Source organism: Photobacterium kagoshimensis (assembly GCF_050337045.1).
In the GTDB taxonomy this organism is placed as follows: Bacteria; Pseudomonadota; Gammaproteobacteria; order Enterobacterales; family Vibrionaceae; genus Photobacterium; species Photobacterium kagoshimensis.
In genome coordinates this window covers 456,631-472,356 of the sequence record NZ_JAKJSO010000008.1, presented here as the reverse complement: position 1 = coordinate 472,356, position 15,726 = coordinate 456,631, and the positions used below count along the sequence as shown (strand labels likewise).

The 15,726-nt window shown below is 43.5% G+C and carries 15 protein-coding genes and 1 riboswitch; of the genes, 5 read left to right on the top strand and 10 right to left on the bottom strand.

What is annotated here, in order from left to right:
• Nucleotides 1-29: 29 nt before the first annotated feature.
• Nucleotides 30-623, bottom strand: a complete 594-nt coding sequence (locus tag L4C35_RS02675; RefSeq protein WP_428461425.1) for a GNAT family N-acetyltransferase — start codon at nt 621-623, stop codon at nt 30-32.
• A gap of 222 nt (nt 624-845) precedes the next feature.
• Nucleotides 846-1,004, bottom strand: a complete 159-nt coding sequence (locus tag L4C35_RS02670; RefSeq protein ID WP_428461424.1) for a hypothetical protein — start codon at nt 1,002-1,004, stop codon at nt 846-848.
• Between the two features lie 404 nt (nt 1,005-1,408).
• Here L4C35_RS02670 and htpX point away from each other — a divergent pair, with 404 nt between their 5' ends.
• A complete protein-coding gene (htpX, locus tag L4C35_RS02665) occupies nt 1,409-2,287 on the top strand; it encodes a protease HtpX (RefSeq protein WP_428461423.1) in 879 nt (292 codons plus the stop codon).
• A gap of 441 nt (nt 2,288-2,728) precedes the next feature.
• Here the strand turns inward: htpX and L4C35_RS02660 are convergent, their stop codons facing one another.
• The 3 genes from L4C35_RS02660 to L4C35_RS02650 form a co-directional block, all read right to left on the bottom strand.
• On the bottom strand, nt 2,729-4,315 hold the full coding sequence (locus L4C35_RS02660) for a Na+/H+ antiporter NhaC family protein (RefSeq protein ID WP_428461422.1): 1,587 nt from the start codon (nt 4,313-4,315) through the stop codon (nt 2,729-2,731).
• 85 nt (nt 4,316-4,400) lie between these two features.
• Nucleotides 4,401-4,572: riboswitch (Lysine riboswitch) on the bottom strand.
• A gap of 308 nt (nt 4,573-4,880) precedes the next feature.
• On the bottom strand, nt 4,881-6,086 hold the full coding sequence (locus tag L4C35_RS02655; RefSeq protein ID WP_428461421.1) for an MFS transporter: 1,206 nt from the start codon (nt 6,084-6,086) through the stop codon (nt 4,881-4,883).
• Nucleotides 6,086-6,253: a hypothetical protein gene (locus tag L4C35_RS02650; RefSeq protein ID WP_428461420.1), complete on the bottom strand. Its 168-nt coding sequence runs from the start codon at nt 6,251-6,253 to the stop codon at nt 6,086-6,088. Before L4C35_RS02650 ends, L4C35_RS02655 begins: the two co-directional genes overlap by 1 nt.
• Nucleotides 6,254-6,572: 319 nt before the next feature.
• Between L4C35_RS02650 and L4C35_RS02645 the strand changes: the two genes are divergently transcribed.
• The gene (locus L4C35_RS02645; RefSeq protein ID WP_428461419.1) at nt 6,573-7,046 is read left to right on the top strand and encodes a hypothetical protein; all 474 of its coding nucleotides are present in this window, start codon (nt 6,573-6,575) and stop codon (nt 7,044-7,046) included.
• Between the two features lie 283 nt (nt 7,047-7,329).
• Nucleotides 7,330-8,214 carry a DMT family transporter gene (locus tag L4C35_RS02640; RefSeq protein WP_428461418.1) on the top strand — a complete coding sequence of 295 codons (885 nt, stop codon included), beginning with the start codon at nt 7,330-7,332 and terminating at the stop codon, nt 8,212-8,214.
• 1 nt (nt 8,215) lies between these two features.
• Here L4C35_RS02640 and L4C35_RS02635 read toward each other — a convergent pair whose 3' ends face one another.
• On the bottom strand, nt 8,216-9,079 hold the full coding sequence (locus L4C35_RS02635; RefSeq protein ID WP_428461417.1) for a bestrophin-like domain: 864 nt from the start codon (nt 9,077-9,079) through the stop codon (nt 8,216-8,218).
• A 219-nt stretch (nt 9,080-9,298) separates the two neighbouring features.
• Nucleotides 9,299-10,999 carry an L-lactate permease gene (locus tag L4C35_RS02630; protein WP_428461416.1) on the bottom strand — a complete coding sequence of 567 codons (1,701 nt, stop codon included), beginning with the start codon at nt 10,997-10,999 and terminating at the stop codon, nt 9,299-9,301.
• A gap of 157 nt (nt 11,000-11,156) precedes the next feature.
• On the opposite strand from L4C35_RS02630, the gene L4C35_RS02625 reads away from it, so the two are divergent.
• Nucleotides 11,157-12,059, top strand: coding sequence for a LysR family transcriptional regulator (locus tag L4C35_RS02625; RefSeq protein ID WP_428461415.1), 903 nt, complete (start codon nt 11,157-11,159; stop codon nt 12,057-12,059).
• 8 nt (nt 12,060-12,067) lie between these two features.
• On the opposite strand, the gene L4C35_RS02620 is transcribed toward L4C35_RS02625, so the two are convergent.
• Nucleotides 12,068-12,517, bottom strand: coding sequence for a YcgJ family protein (locus L4C35_RS02620; RefSeq protein WP_428461414.1), 450 nt, complete (start codon nt 12,515-12,517; stop codon nt 12,068-12,070).
• Nucleotides 12,518-12,796: 279 nt separating this feature from the next.
• Between L4C35_RS02620 and L4C35_RS02615 the strand changes: the two genes are divergently transcribed.
• Nucleotides 12,797-13,183 carry a DUF805 domain-containing protein gene (locus L4C35_RS02615; RefSeq protein WP_428461413.1) on the top strand — a complete coding sequence of 129 codons (387 nt, stop codon included), beginning with the start codon at nt 12,797-12,799 and terminating at the stop codon, nt 13,181-13,183.
• Between the two features lie 164 nt (nt 13,184-13,347).
• Here L4C35_RS02615 and L4C35_RS02610 read toward each other — a convergent pair whose 3' ends face one another.
• Both L4C35_RS02610 and L4C35_RS02605 read right to left on the bottom strand, forming a co-directional pair.
• Nucleotides 13,348-13,614, bottom strand: coding sequence for an acyl-CoA-binding protein (locus L4C35_RS02610; protein ID WP_048897178.1), 267 nt, complete (start codon nt 13,612-13,614; stop codon nt 13,348-13,350).
• Between the two features lie 47 nt (nt 13,615-13,661).
• Nucleotides 13,662-15,665: an SDR family oxidoreductase gene (locus L4C35_RS02605; protein WP_428461412.1), complete on the bottom strand. Its 2,004-nt coding sequence runs from the start codon at nt 15,663-15,665 to the stop codon at nt 13,662-13,664.
• Nucleotides 15,666-15,726 lie beyond the last annotated feature (61 nt).

Below are 15,726 nucleotides of genomic sequence, written 5' to 3'. Positions count from 1 at the left end.
GATGTGAGAGGTGAGGTAAACGTTATGTTTTAACGCAATGTGTGTTGAGCAAGGAAATCAGCTTTGGTCATACCGTAATGCAAGAGGTCATCAAAGCCATTTTCAACTTTATAGTAATCCTTTTGGCAACCTTCACGGTTAAATCCGCATTTTTCTAATGTCTTGTACGAACCTGCATTACTGGCGTAACAATCGGCAGTTACCTTATGCGCACCAAGTTCGTTAAACGCAAGTGCTGTTAGGTATTGTGCGGCTTGTGTTGCAATGCCTTGTCCCCATGCGTGCTCTGCCAGCTGATAGCCAAGTTCGAAGTTGCCTTCTAAGAACATTACCGATGGTAGACCAGCCATTCCCATGTAGGTGCCACTTGTGTCTCGAATCACGATAGTAAGATGCTCTGGCCATTCACCTGTAGCGATTGCATTTTGTGTCTCTTCAATAATTGGGCCAAAAAAACCTTCGTAAACGTCAATGGGCGCTGGTGCAAAAAAAAGGAATTCATTCACCGCAGGGTTACCCAGCATGTCGATGATGTCTGGCAAGTCGTTTTGAGCAATTAATGAAATATTCAGCGTTGGTGTTAACGCAACAGGTAGGCCTGTTTTCAGAGAGAGAGTAGACAATGTTGTTAACCTTATAATTGGAATTACAAGGTTATGATAGTGAATAACGCGCGAGACAGATTGAACATTTCCGACACTTTCTGTCATGCGCTGAAATGAACCCAGCAGAGAGCATATCGAGTTGCTAGAATGGCTAAGCCTTAGGAATGCAAATACAAAAATCCCCCGCTAATGGCAGGGGATTCACCTGAGCAAGTTATAACGCTGAAATACAGAGCTTGATTAGTCTTGTGTTAAACCAATCAGCGCTTCTTGCGTTGAAGACAACTGCGGTTTGCCCGACTGATCTAAACCAAGTTCTTTGTGTGCTTCATCTGCTGTCATGCCCAGATGACAGCGAAGGATATCAATTGCAACTTGGTAATTCTCTTGGTCTGCCATTTTTCCTCCTTGATAGATATGACATTCGCTTAATACATAGCGACAATAGCTAACTAGTATGATCTATGCAATACGACTAAGGTCTTATACTAATAAAAAAACACTTTGTTTAGTGTTTAACCAAAAGTAATGGTTAATTTGTAACTTAGTCTTAATATGTGTTGTTGTACAGAAAACTCTTTCTATACAATGAGCTATTCCTCAATGGTCATATCAAAAATGTATACTAGCTAACGAAAAGTAACAATTTGAGACTTTCCCTTGTAATCACTTTGATCGACCATACTATATAGATAAATCGTTAAATGCTTTTTACGCATACGCAATTGGCGCGTAGCAGGAAGGCGTTATGGCATTTAACAATAAAGCTGTTGAAGCTTCTTTTATTGGAGAAAACTAAAAATATGAAGCGAATTGCATTGTTTTTGGCAACCAACCTTGCCGTTATGTTGGTATTCAGTGTCGTCTTGAACATTGTTTATGCTGTCACAGGTATGCAGCCAGGTAGCCTTTCAGGTTTGCTTGTTATGGCGGCATTGTTTGGTTTTGGTGGCTCGCTATTCTCTCTATTCATGTCGAAGAAGATGGCGTTGCGCTCTGTGGGTGGTTCAGTTATTGAACATCCGCGTAATGAGACAGAGCATTGGCTAATGGAAACTGTATCTCGTCAAGCACAACAAGCGGGCATTGGTATGCCAACAGTGGCGATTTATGACTCCGCTGACATTAATGCTTTTGCGACAGGTGCTAAGCGTGATGATTCATTAGTAGCGGTATCTACTGGCCTGATGCACAACATGACACGTGATGAAGCTGAAGCTGTGCTTGCTCACGAGATCAGCCATATCGCCAATGGTGACATGGTGACAATGACGTTAATGCAAGGTGTCGTGAATACCTTTGTTATTTTCGTCTCTCGTTTAGTTGCTGGCGTGATCAGTGGCGTTAATAGTAATGATGAAGAGGGTGAAGGTGGTAGCTACATGACCTACTTTATCGTGTCTTCTATCATGGAAGTACTGTTTGGCTTCTTGGCGAGCATCTTGACCATGTGGTACAGCCGTCATCGTGAATTTAAAGCGGATGCGGGCTCTGCTCACCTAGTGGGTAAGCAGAAGATGATTTCTGCCCTAGAGCGCTTGAAAATGAGCCAAGAGCCACAGCTTGAAGGTTCGATGATGGCGTTTGGTATTAACGGTAAAAAGTCACTGTCTGAGTTATTCATGACACACCCACCGCTAGAAAAACGTATCGATGCACTACGTCGTGGTGAGCACCTTTAATCGCTAGCCATGTTGTAGTGTGATTACTCGTACTAGAAACGAGTTAGCATAAAAATCAAAATGCCAGTCAGTTTTGCTGACTGGCATTTTTTATGGGTGGAGTCGGCTCGTCTAGGGGTTAAGGTAGTCTAGGAGCTAAGGTTGCCTAAGCGCGATGAATAGCGTTATTACTTGTTTTTACCCTACCGCAGGTGCTGGCGACCTTGTGTTGGTGTTTACGAAATAGCGCGTTTCTGTAATCCAATCTATTGATGCTGAAATCAACGGATACTGAAATACAGTAAGACTGAAAAAGAATGATGTAGCTTGTGCCAGTTTTTGGCGGGAAGAGAGGAGATAGAGAGAGGAGACAGTGAGAGGGGGGATAGGTTTACTGTGGCCGCAAAAAAAAGAGCAAAGCCATTATAGCTTTGCTCTTTTTTTATATTTGTCGTCGTGTGATTAGTTAGTCACAGGCTCTGCGGCCATAGCAGGTTGAGATTTTCGTACTGCAAAGATACAGAAGGCTAAGAACCATAAGCCACTCACGCCTACACCAATCCATGCAGACTGGGTGTAACCGATAGCAAGGTAGCCCAGTAGTGCGCCAAACGCGACAGAACATGCGTATGGCAGCTGTGTCATGACGTGATCCATGTGGTGACAACCTGCACCTGTAGCAGAAAGGATACTGGTACTGGAAATAGGGGAGCTATGGTCACCAAATACCGCACCAGCAAGCACCGCAGACAGCATTGGAAGTAGCATCGCAATGTCACTTGCAGCTGCAATATCACCTGCTAGTGGCAGCATGATACCGAACGTACCCCAGCTTGTACCTGTTGCAAACGCCATAGCACAAGATAAAACAAAAACCAGCGCAGGTAATAGCTCGATAGGTAAATTGCCGTTAGCCATTGATGCTAAGTAAATACCGGTTTGCATGTCACGTACAACGGCACCAATGGTCCATGCGAAGAATAAAATAACAATCGCAGGCATCATCGCAGAGATACCTTGCGGTGCAGCTTTTAGCCAAGTGTTTGCACTCATTTTTAAGCGTAGTGCTAAACCAATTGAAACCACTAAGCTACAAATCGCACCGTAGACCAGTGACGAGCCAACATTAGTATTTTCAAATGAACCGATAACACTAAATACTTCACCCTTATCAGCAAGTACTGCTGCGCCAGATTGCACCATGAAAAAGACAGTGGCAGCGGTTAGCGTGAAGATCGGCAATACCATATCAATCATGCCGCCTTTAGCATCTTCAGGTACTTCAACATCTAGGCCCGTTGGTTTACCTTGTGATTCATCCCAAAGTTTGCCTTCTAACGCCCAAGCTTCGTGCTTACGCATAGGGCCGATATCTAGCTGGAAGAAAATAACGCACACAACCATAACTAAGGTAAATACCGCGTACAGGTTCATTGGCATCATTTCGACAAATGCAGCGATAGGACTTTGGTCTGTTACGTTATGTGCCACCATGATGCCACCGACAAGCGCGATGATGTACGCACCCCAAGATGAGATAGGCATAAGAACACAAACAGGAGCAGCGGTAGAATCAAGTAAGTAAGCAAGTTTAGCGCGGGAGATTTGGAAGCGGTCTGTCACAGGGCGACAAATTGCACCAACAGACAGGCTGTGGAAGAAATCATCGATAAAGAAAACAAATACCATTAAGCCAGTAAGAGACTTAGCACTGCGGCGGTCTTTACAGCGTACCGATGCCCAATCGGCAAAAGCTTGTGTTGCGCCCGAGACACTCATTAAGCTAATTAGCGCCCCAAGCAATAACATGAAGATAATCATATTCACGTTGTCGCCATTTAGCGAACCGTTACTCCACACAATGGCTAAGACTTTGTCTGTTAAATAGTGGAGGGCATCTAGCGGTGAGTAATGATTAAGCATTAATGCACCCGCTGCAATACCAGTACCGAGAGACAGCAAAACACGGCGCGTGGATACAGCAAGAATGACCGCAATCATAGCGGGCAATACGGACCAAAGAGAGTCCGAAAAATCAAAAAGGTTCATGATCTCAGTTCACCTACAACATATAAGGTGGAGATCTACCGAAAGGACGAGTAACTAAGAAGCATAATAACGATCACTTGTTACCCCTTCTGGCAGCGCTCCATAGTAAAAACCTATGGCAGTTCTGTACCTGTTCGGCACAGACCCAGCGACTGAGATTGATAGCAACAGTCACTTCGGCGCTGGCTCCTTTCTCCGGCATCAACGGAATCACCCTCCGCTCGGATACTCTTAGGCAGCGCGCCTCTACTTTAGGGTTGGCAAATTCCATTATACCAATGAAATGCCTTGTGTTGGTATTATATGTGGTTGAATATTTTAGTCATCAAATAATCAGCTTTATTCACAGTTAAATGCAATTTTTTTGATTGTGATGATAAATATATCAAATAGACGATTGGGAATTGTTCGTTTTGTGAATAACTTAGGTACTTTTTAGCAACAAAGTGTGCGCAGAGTTGTTGTGAAAGGGGCGTGAGTGAAGACGAAAATGAAGCTGAATAAATGTTGGCTGCATAAATTATTATGCAGCCAAGTGCTTAATATTGTTCAATCTGTAAAAATATTAGCCATATACAGCTTGAAGGCGAGCAACAGGTTTACAGTTTATGGGTAAGTGAAGCAATGCCGCCACGAAAGCTAATACTACCGTCGACCACCAGATAGGCTCGTATGAACCGTAATAGTCGTAAATACGACCACCCACCCAAGCACCTAAGAAACTGCCTACTTGGTGAGTAAAGAAAACCAAGCCGTACAAGGTGGATAGGTAGCGTGCGCCGAAGATCTGACGAACTAAACCAGATGTTAATGGCACTGTACCTAACCAACAAAAACCAATGGCGCCACCAAAGATAGCAGCGGTGTGTTCAGTCACAGGTAAAGTGACAAAGGCTGCAATAACCACAGTACGAACAAGGTACAGTGAAGTCATCACATAACGTTTATCAAATTTATCGCCCATCACGCCCCAAAAGTACGAACCGAAGATATTGAAAATACCCACATAGGCAAGTGCCATCGCGGCAATATTACCGGGTAAACCTTTATCAGCCAGATAGCTAGGCAGGTGAGTCGCAATAAACATGACGTGGAAACCACATACGAAGAAACCCGCATGAATCAGCCAATAGCCCTTGTGACTGAAGGCTTCAGACAGGGCCTGTTTCAGTGTTTGTGGATCTTCAACCACGCCTTTACTGTTAGCACTTTCTGTTTTCATAAAGCTCGCGAAAGCGATCATTAAACAGCAAGCTAAGGCAAAAATTTGTAATGCGGTTTGCCAATCAAAATGGGTTAATAGCGATTGCGCGCCTGGGATCACCGCAAACATACCAAACGAGCCTGCCGAGGTCGTTAAGCCAAAGGCTTTTGCTGTGTGCTCTGCAGGTACTACGCGTGCGATAGCCCCCAGTACGATCACGTAGCTAGTAGCACTTAAACCTAAACCCACCAACATACCAATAGTGACATACAAGATGCTTGGCTCAGTCGCGATTGACGTGAGATACAAGCCAGCGCCGTAGGCAACAGCACCTAACATGATGATACGTCGTGGTCCCCAGCGATCCGATGCCATGCCAACAAAAGGTTGGAACATGCCAAATAGAAGGTTTTGCAGGGCAATCGCAAAGCTAAAGAACTCACGGCCAGTTTGAAATGTATCTGAGATTGGCATCATGAAGATACCAAATGACTGCCTAATCCCAAGGCTAAAAATTAATGTCCCTATTCCCATCCATACTAAAAGTGGAAAACGAAAAATACTCATTAGTGGTGCTCTGTATGTGAATCCGAGTTTGATTGATGGCAACCTGCATGAACAGCATGTTGTGCAAGTGCATCTAACAAAGGCTGACAATGATGAACGCCAATAAGAGTAATGATGAGCAGTAAAACCATACGGGTTAACTGCGCAAAAAGTGATTGTGAAAACATCAGTGCCTCATACGCGAAATTGCGAGGCGCGGATATTAAAGAAACCTAGTTAATGAAACAAATGAATAAAACTCAGGAATGGTATGCATAATTTGCATTGTATCGACTAAAGTGCAGACATGACGTTTACACATAACAGGCGTGCTTAGGTGGCATTGGCCGAGCCCTATATTGTGTAACAGATTGAAAAGTGTGTAACAGATTGAAAAGCGAATTTTCATATTTAGGAGTGAGTGAGCAAAAATCGGTTAGTGTTAATCATATTCAATTGGTTTAATACCGCTCTAATTATTTCATAAATAAGAGTAGAGAAATAAAGATGAGTGAACTTGACGTTGATACACACATTAATCAGCCTGAATCTAGTTGGGTGAGGGTGGGGTTCCTATTGCTAGCTGTGTCGATAGTATCTGGCATTATTTGGGGAGTGATCGCGACTTTTTTAGGCATAGAATCAAGCTCAAATTCTTTCCTGAGCCTCATTCTACCAGTGATGATAACGGGGTATTACTCTGGCTATAAGCGTTCATCTATTATGGATTTTGATACTAGGTTGAAAGCGCTATTATTTCATTTGTTTATTAGCCTGTTTTTTGCGTACTTAGTGTTGTCCGTAATGGGGTTACTTTATGAGATATCATCCCTTTTTGGCAGTGATATAGCTATTATCTTACTGATTACGTCATTAGTGACGGCCTTAATGTTAGTTGTACAATATTTTGCTATGAAGGCGAGTGAAAAACTAGGCTGCCGTATAAGGCTAAAACATGATGAGATGAAAATACAAAATTAAGGATAGATGCACTAAACCGTTTTGGAATACGTCTATACCTTCAAATATAGCAAGTGAAATGTCGTCGCAATGTATAAAGTTTATGCGCAGTGAGACTTTTCCTGGCATGTAAACTGATCACAAGATATTTGGGTATTCAGCGTGAATGTTCAGAGGCATAAAATGTGATGATCTTTGTGATTAATCACTCGGTTCATCGTGAAACTAATCGTGTTTTTACCAAATCATCATACAATGCGCGTTATTCCTCGTGACGCTTTTTTTGTATGAGATAAACCATTTAATGACACTTGAAAGACGCGCTGAGTTTTTACTGCTTTTTACAACGTTTTGTGCTTCTGCTGGTTGGATCTTTTCAAAAGAAGTGATCCAAGGCCTGCCGCCATTTGGTTTTATGGGGCTACGTTTTTTAGCGGCATCATTAATATTACTTCCCTTTTGTGTGAAGCATTTTAAAGCTGTCGCGATTGGCGATGTCCTGCGTTCTATGTCGGTAGGCTGTTTGCTTGGTGGGGCACTGCTGTGTTGGATTTATGCCATTTCAATTAGCGATACCTTAGGGGAAGGGGCTTTTATTATGAGCCTTTCGGTATTGCTTGCACCGCTAGTGGCGTGGGTGCTCTTTAAGCACAAACCTGTTCGAGAGTTTTGGTTATCGTTACCTTTTGCTATCGTTGGTTTAATGTTGCTGTCACTTTCTCAAGGTTGGCAGGGATCTATTAGCCAGTTGTGGTTCTTACTTGCTGCTTTCTTTTTGGCATTGCACTTTAACTTTAATAGTCGCTTTGCGCAGCGTATGCCTGTGATGTTGCTAACCTGTATTCAACTATTCGTGACAGGTGTGCTAGGGCTAATACTCTCATTATCGGTGGAGACTTGGCCTGCTACGATCCCATCGGTGATATGGGGCTGGTTTGCACTCAGTGTGCTATTTGCGACTAGTTTACGTTACCTAACCCAAACCATGGGTCAGCAACGGGTTACGGCTGCCAATGCTGCGATCATCATGATCTTAGAGCCGATCTGGACCGTACTACTCAGTATCCTATGGTACAAAGAAGCCATGCCCGCCACTAAGGTAGTAGGGTGTACGATGATCTTGTTTTCTTTGTTGTTGTACCGTGGTTTATCGAATCCGAAAATTCGCGCGTGGTTGAAAAACAGCTAATTTAGCGTTCTCTTGGGTATGGGGTTACCTGCATTGATTTTACTTTGGGTAGGCGAAGATCGTCTGGATCTTCCGAGATTTGTTTTAGGGCTGAATATTCATTTTCTATTGCGTTTAGTATTTGACTAAAAGGTTGATTACCAACAGTTAAGCTTGTTTGGAAGGGTTGTGAATAAATTAAAATCGCGTACATCACCATTCCTGTCGCTGCACCAAAAGCTGAAAGATAAAACGAACTAATCTTACTCGGTTTAAAGTAGCTCAACGGTATCAGAGCAAGAAAAAAAAGACCGATCACCATAATCCAAAATAAAGGGGGTAGGTCATCATCGTAATCAAATAAGCGTTGCATGCGTAGCCGTTCTATTTCATCAAGTAGTTTGTCTATTTCATTTGTTGTTTCAACAATGTCAGGGGTACGCGGAATGGCATCTAGCATGCGGCGTAAGTCATATAGAGCGAGATCTGCGGTAAGGCTGTTTGCTAATGGATCTTTAGTTATCCAATCTTCTTCAATAACAGCGTAAACATAGTTGGCGAGAGTGGCGATGCTTGGAAGGGCATGTTCGGTGGGTAACTCTTCACTTAAATCTTCTAATACCAAAGAGATCACCATGGCTTCTTGATCAATTGATTCGCGTAATTCGTTATATTCGGAAAAAACAGAATTAAAAGCTAAGGCAAGAATGAAGGCTTGAATAGCGCCTAACCGTGTCGAGAGTGTAGAGCATAATTGCGCATTTTCATCGGTACGGGCAGGGTGAACAGCATAGTGGATGAGGGTAGTGAACAGCACAGCAGCCAGTGCTGAAAGACTGATAACTGTGGCCAATCCGACAAAAGTAGGAAGCGATTCAATCACCACATTCATTCCTAATGGCTACAAGGTGGTTTGAGTATAGTTGGCGAAACTTTGTGTCTGTGTCTTGGATGGTAGACGCGGCGGGTATGGGGGAATGACTGCGTGACAACTAAGAGCCACAGCAGGGAGCAGAACCGAAATAAGCAAAGGAATACAAGAGAAGCCAAGAAGTCCCTTTCTTGGCTTATTTTAGTCTCAAGGATTTAGCCTGATATAAGGTTTTTACGAACTACTGGCTAGTAGCACATCACCTATACCGAAGCCATAAATGATGATCAAACCAATCACACCAGTCATCACAAGGTAGTAGAACGTTGGGATAATGGTTTTGCGTAAAGTTGCCCCTTCACGACCTAACAAACCCACAGTCGCAGATGCGGCAACCACGTTGTGAATCGCAATCATATTACCCGCTGCCGCACCTACCGCTTGCAAGGCAACCACGGCCGCACTTGAGATACTTAGCGTCTGCGCCACTTCAAATTGGAACTGGCTGAACATCATATTCGATACGGTATTTGATCCCGCAATGAAGGCACCTAACGCTCCGATTGTTGCGCTAAGGGCTGGAAAGAATTCACCCACTAAGCCAGATGCAAAATTAGCAGTGGTTACAGGCATACTGGCTAAATCAGCACCGTTAACGCCTGAGTTAATGAAAATTCGCACCATAGGAATAGTAAAGATCAGTACAAACCCTGCACCAATTAAGGTCTTACTTGATTCACCAAAGGCTTTAATCAGTGGGCTGACTTGGCGTGATTGCAGCAATACCGCAAGCAGAGCAACAAAGACTAAGATACCGCCAGGTAAGTACAAAGGCTGGATGGCAGCACTGATCCCCGCTTCACCGAGTATGTTACTGAGTGAAAAGCTAACATCGGTTAACATGCTTTTGAAGTCTTTACTGACTCGGCTCGCAACCAGTATTACCGCTAACAGTACATAAGGTGCCCACGCTAATGCGAGGCTCATTGGTTTGCCTGTTGCTTCTTTGATCTCTATTTTAAGTGACCCTAACCATTCTGCTGGCCATTTGTCTTCGCTTTCAAAATCCCACTTTGATTTAGGGACTAAAAAGCCTTTTTTAGCAGCAGTAACGACAATGGCTAACCCGACTAAGCCGCCAATTAACGATGGGAACTCAGGGCCAAGCAGTGCACCTGTTAATGCATAAGGTACCGTGAACGCAAAGCCTGCAAATAGGGCGAACGGCAAGATGTCTAAGCCTTCCGTCCAACTTCTGTTTTTACCGAAAAAACGCGTGAGCATCATCGCCATTAATACTGGCATTAATGTGCCGACACAAGCATGGATCAGGGCGACGTTAGTGGTGATCTGTTGTAAGTAAACATCCCATGTTGAGCCATTAGCGATTAATGATTCTGTGATGTTATGGGTATCTAGCCCTTTGTTAACACCCACGATTATAGGCGTGCCAACGGCACCAAAAGAAACCGGAGTCGATTGGATCATCATACCCATCAGCACAGCTGCTAATGCAGGAAAACCGATAGCAACTAAAAGAGGGGCTGCAATAGCGGCAGGGGTACCAAAGCCAGATGCGCCTTCAATGAAGGAGCCAAAACACCAAGCAATAATGATCGCTTGAACACGTCGGTCGGTAGATATATCAGTGAAGCCATTACGAATGGTAGTGATAGCGCCAGTGTGCTTTAAAGTGTTTAACAAGAAGATAGCACCGAACACAATCCACAACACTGCAATGGTGATCATTAAGCCTTGGATACTGGAGGCTAAAACACGGTTAGCCGACATATCCCAGCCGAATAAAGCAATGATAACCGTTAAGCCAAAGGCGACAGGCATGGCATGCTTTGCTGGCCAATTAAGACCAACCAGTAAGATAGCGGCGAGCACTATCGGTGAAAAGGCGAGTATAGCAAGTAGGGTATCAGTCATTAGAGTACATCCTTCGTACAGCCGTCTTGTATCAACGTTAGATTAGTTTTAGTACTACATTTGTAGCAAAAATGTAAATCAAGTGTGACGGTACTCCTTTCATTTTTCTTAATATAGGGAAATAATGAAAAAGATTAATTCCAAAAGTTGATAAATCATGGTCAAAACAGATGACTTAATCCTGTTTGCACAGGTGGTAGAGCTCGGTTCTTTTAGTCGAGTTGCTGAACAAAACTCCCTTACAAACTCTGTGGTTAGCAAGCGAATTGCCCGATTAGAAGAAGAGCTTGGTGTTCAGCTTTTGTATCGAAGTACGCGAAAGTTGACGGTGAGCGAGGCGGGTAAATTACTTTACCAAGGGGCTAAAAATGTGAAGCAGGCGGCGATAGAAGCCATAGATACGGTGTCTGGGTTTGGAGAAAAAGTGACAGGCCATGTAAAAATGTCAGTGCCTACTATCTCAGGAGACCTACTTTTAGCCGATGCAGTTGCGGATTTTTGCGTGCAAAATCCGGGTATGACGGTAGATATGTCGCTTGATAATAAATTTGTTGATTTGATAGATGATGGGTTTGATTTGGTGATCAGAACTGGTCACCTTGAAGATTCCAGCTTAATTGCACGTCATATCTTAGATTCACAATGGGTAATCTGTGCGGCTCCTGTTTATATCAGCCGAAACGGTAAACCTCAGCAACCAGAAGACTTAATTAACCATAACTGCTTGCAGTACGCCTACCAAACAACTGGAGCGGCAGAATGGCAGTTCAAGGGTGATCATGGTAATTACATTGTGCGGATCAGCGGTAACTTCTCAACCAACAATGCAGGTGCATTACGCAAAGCGGCATTAGGCGGCCATGGTATTGCTTATGTGCCACGCTGCTTGGTGTACCATGATCTGATGAAGGGAGATTTAATAGATCTATTTCCTAAGCAAGTGGGCAAGCGGCTAGGCATATATGCGGTTTATCCATTTACCCGCCAGCCACCGCAAAAAATCCGTTTGTTAATTGAGCATATTCGTGAGCGGTATCTCGCCATTGCCCATTACTTTTAATGGTGTGGTTATTCTTCTTCAGTAAACAGAATCTCGGTGAACTGCGCCTGTTGGGTTTCGCTGTAGCGATCATCAAAACAGCGACCTTCTGTTGAATCACAATAAACCTTGTTACTGAAAGAAAAGCGGCTACTGTCGAAGTTGTCGCTACCACCGACTTGTTCAATCATTTTTAGCATCTTGTTTTGGGCATCATCACCTAAAAAAGATTGGGTAAATGCCATCGAAATGCCAAACTCATCGACACAAAACCCTGCATTTTGGTCACAGATAATGCCGTGTTCTGGTGAATAAATCCCCTCAGCTAAGCGTATGCTGCTCGCTGTGCTTGATGCGCTGTCTGACTGGATGCTTGGCTCAGCACTTTGTAGGTTTTCGTTGGCTGCAAATGTTAGAAACGTAAAACAAGCCGTAACCAGTACCAAGGTTGATCGAACTAAGTGCTTGATAATTTTCATACCATTGCCTTATTTCTACAGTTTATGTCCATTTAGCTTATCGTAAATCAGTTAAAATGCTGTCTTAATATAGCTAGAGTAACAAGCTAATGGTAATTAACGCACTTCGGAGTTGGATTCGGGGCGATATTGGTGTGATCTAGGCCGACATTAGGCAAATTTTAGTATTAGCTATATTGAATACTTACATTTCAGAGATTTATTTAGCGACTTTATAACGGCTGTTTTATGCTAACTATTAACAGTAATACATAGCAGCAAATGACAAGAGGTAGGACTATGAGCTGGTATTTACACGTATTAAAAAATTATGCCGTATTTAAAGGAAGGGCACGACGCAAAGAGTATTGGTACTTCTTCTTATGTAACCTTGTGATTGCGTTATGTTTGGCTGTTATTGATAAAGTGCTACAGACACCGGGATCAGTCGATGGTGCAGGTATTTTAGGCTCTATCTATTCTTTTGTTGTGATGATCCCAACCATAGCGGTAGGGGTAAGACGTTTACATGATACAGGTCGTGTCGGCTGGTGGATGTTTATTGTAATCATTCCCGTGATTGGCGCACTTGTACTGTTGTATTTCTTCATAAAAGACAGTGATGAAGAAAGCAATGAATACGGGCCAAACCCGAAGCAAGTTGAAGATGGGCAGTTTAGTAGTTAGCAAGCGTATAGACACTTAACTCGATTACCATACAAGAAAAGGCAGACACGTAAGCGTCTGCCTTTTGCTTATGGTTACTATAGCTTCTTGTTCAATAGCCTAACTGCTTACTTAGCATGACTCTGCATGTTTTACGAAAGCATGTTAGACAGCCTATACGCTGATTACGCGTAGGCTTCAGTTAGCTTTTCAACAATCTCTACGTATTTCTGCATTGCGTCATCAGCGTTCATACCTTGCAGTTTTTCCCACGCTTCATACTTAGCAGCACCTTTAAAATCAAACATGCCAGGGCGTTTGCCGTGCACATCGCCGTCTGTTGCTTGCTTGAATAGTGAGTAAAGTGCCAATAGCTCGTTATTTGATGGACGTTGAGTCAGCTGTTTAACATCCTTTTGAGCTTGTTCAAAGTTTGCTTTTAGATCTGCCATGTTAATTTTCCTTTTACCAATAGACGTGTAACGTTGATATTCGTAGCTTAGAGATAAATGCCACGTAGTAATGCTGAGAGCGCAATGAGCTCTGCTGATGATGCTTTTTCTTTGTTTTTCTCGGTATCCAGCTCTTTTCCTTGGCTGCTTTCTTTCGAATCAGGGAACATGCGGAAGCTACTGTTCATGATGATTTCTGCAAGTTTAGGGAAGAGTGCGTGAACAATCTGTCCGAAAATACCTAAGTTAGTTGCAATGCGTTTAGGTTTATCGATGATTGCCGTTGCCAATAAATCAGCCGCTTCTTCTGGTTTCAGTGTCGGCACTGATTGGTAGATTTTGGTAGGTGCAATCATTGGTGTTGCCACAAGTGGCATGTTGATGGTGGTGAAGTTTACATTGAGATCCGAATACTCTGCGGCAGCACAACGGGTGAAGGCATCGAGTGCGGCTTTTGATGCAACATATGCAGAGAAACGTGGTGCGTTGGTTAATACCCCAATCGATGAGATGTTAATAACGTGGCCACCGCCTTGTGCTTCCATACTTGGCAATAAACCTAATGTCAGTTTAAGGGCGCCAAAATAGTTAAGCTGCATAGTACGCTCGAAATCATGGAAACGGTCGACTGAGTTTGCAATCGAACGACGAATTGAACGACCTGCGTTATTTATCAAAATGTCAACGCGACCGTGAATTTCTAAAATATCAGCAGTTAAACGTTCTACATCACTGATGTTTGAGAGATCACATTGGTAGGTATGTGCTATACCACCAAGCTCTTCTACCTGGGCACGCGTTTCGGCGAGTTTTTCTTCATCACGTGCCACTAGGAGCATTTCCGCGCCATTTTCTGCTAATTTGAATGCAGTGGCTTGGCCGATCCCTGAGCTTGCGCCAGTGATCAAAATGATCTTATTAGCAACGCGTGCTTTCAAACTGCGATCACCTGAGATTTCAGGATCTAAATGACGCTCCCAGTAATCCCAAATTGCAGGTGCGTAATGCGGTAGGCGAGGACACTCGATCCCTGAACCTTTCAGTGCTTGCTGAGTTTCACGACAATCAAACTCTGTCGGGTAGGTGAAGAATTTTAAAACTTCAGCTGGGATACCGAGATCTTTCATAGTGACATCGGCGATTTGTTTGATCGTCGGTAGCGACATGATCGCTTGTTTCACTTGATTCGGTACTAAGCCAAATAAACGCGCATCGATACGCATCGCCATACGTGGCGCATGACCAGCTTCTGCAAAGATATTAAGCACTTCACCTGCACGGTAAGGTTTTGGATCGGTAATGTGGAAACAACCGCCATTTAAGCCTTCTTTATGTGCGATGTGGTCAAGTACGTTAACAACATAATCGACAGGAACAATGTTAAGTCGACCGCCTTCTAAACCAATAGTTGGTACCCAAGCTGGTAACACGCCACGAATGCGCTGGATCATTTTGAACAAGTAATACGGGCCGTCTACACGGTCAGCGACACCTGTCTTCGAATCACCGACTACCATACCAGGGCGGTAGATGCGGAATGGGACTAAACAGTTCTCACGAACCGCGCGTTCAGATTCATGTTTGGTAGAAAAGTAAGGATGATCAAGGTTTTCAGCCTCGCTAAACATGTCTTCACGGAAGTGACCTTCGTACAAGCCTGCTGCTGCAATGGAACTAATATGATGGAAACAACCGACTTCTAGTAGGTTAGCCGCTTCTAAAGCATGGTTGGTACCTAACACGTTTACCTCTTGCTGCTCTTCAGCGCCAGCGCTGAGATCATAAATTGCAGCTAAGTGGAAAAAGTGCGTTACTTTGCCTTTTAACGTTGAGATATTTTGCTCTGACAGCCCCAGTCCAGCTTGTGTGAGATCACCTGTAATTGGAACGATGCGGCCAGCCTCGATCCCGTTCTCTTCTTGCCATGTGGTTAGTCTTTCTTGAGCATTTTCATTACGGCAAAGTACATATATCGTCCCTTCTCTTTTTAACAGGCGGGTTAACAGGTTTCGTCCTAGAAAACCTGTACCACCAGTAAGAAAATATGCCATTTGCTCTCCTTAAGTATTCACAGCTGATAGTTGTATTCCTTTTCGATATACAATCTACACT

Bases quoted from the DNA above. Each gene is read 5' to 3' on its own strand.
- L4C35_RS02645 (WP_428461419.1), top strand. From the start codon at position 6,573: ATGAGTGAACTTGACGTTGATACACACATTAATCAGCCTGAATCTAGT.
- L4C35_RS02660 (WP_428461422.1), bottom strand. From the start codon at position 4,315: ATGAACCTTTTTGATTTTTCGGACTCTCTTTGGTCCGTATTGCCCGCT.
- L4C35_RS02610 (WP_048897178.1), bottom strand. From the start codon at position 13,614: ATGGCAGATCTAAAAGCAAACTTTGAACAAGCTCAAAAGGATGTTAAA.
- L4C35_RS02650 (WP_428461420.1), bottom strand. From the start codon at position 6,253: ATGTTTTCACAATCACTTTTTGCGCAGTTAACCCGTATGGTTTTACTG.
- L4C35_RS02605 (WP_428461412.1), bottom strand. From the start codon at position 15,665: ATGGCATATTTTCTTACTGGTGGTACAGGTTTTCTAGGACGAAACCTG.
- htpX (WP_428461423.1), top strand. From the start codon at position 1,409: ATGAAGCGAATTGCATTGTTTTTGGCAACCAACCTTGCCGTTATGTTG.
- L4C35_RS02670 (WP_428461424.1), bottom strand. From the start codon at position 1,004: ATGGCAGACCAAGAGAATTACCAAGTTGCAATTGATATCCTTCGCTGT.
- L4C35_RS02615 (WP_428461413.1), top strand. From the start codon at position 12,797: ATGAGCTGGTATTTACACGTATTAAAAAATTATGCCGTATTTAAAGGA.
- L4C35_RS02620 (WP_428461414.1), bottom strand. From the start codon at position 12,517: ATGAAAATTATCAAGCACTTAGTTCGATCAACCTTGGTACTGGTTACG.
- L4C35_RS02625 (WP_428461415.1), top strand. From the start codon at position 11,157: ATGGTCAAAACAGATGACTTAATCCTGTTTGCACAGGTGGTAGAGCTC.
- L4C35_RS02655 (WP_428461421.1), bottom strand. From the start codon at position 6,086: ATGAGTATTTTTCGTTTTCCACTTTTAGTATGGATGGGAATAGGGACA.
- L4C35_RS02640 (WP_428461418.1), top strand. From the start codon at position 7,330: ATGACACTTGAAAGACGCGCTGAGTTTTTACTGCTTTTTACAACGTTT.
- L4C35_RS02630 (WP_428461416.1), bottom strand. From the start codon at position 10,999: ATGACTGATACCCTACTTGCTATACTCGCCTTTTCACCGATAGTGCTC.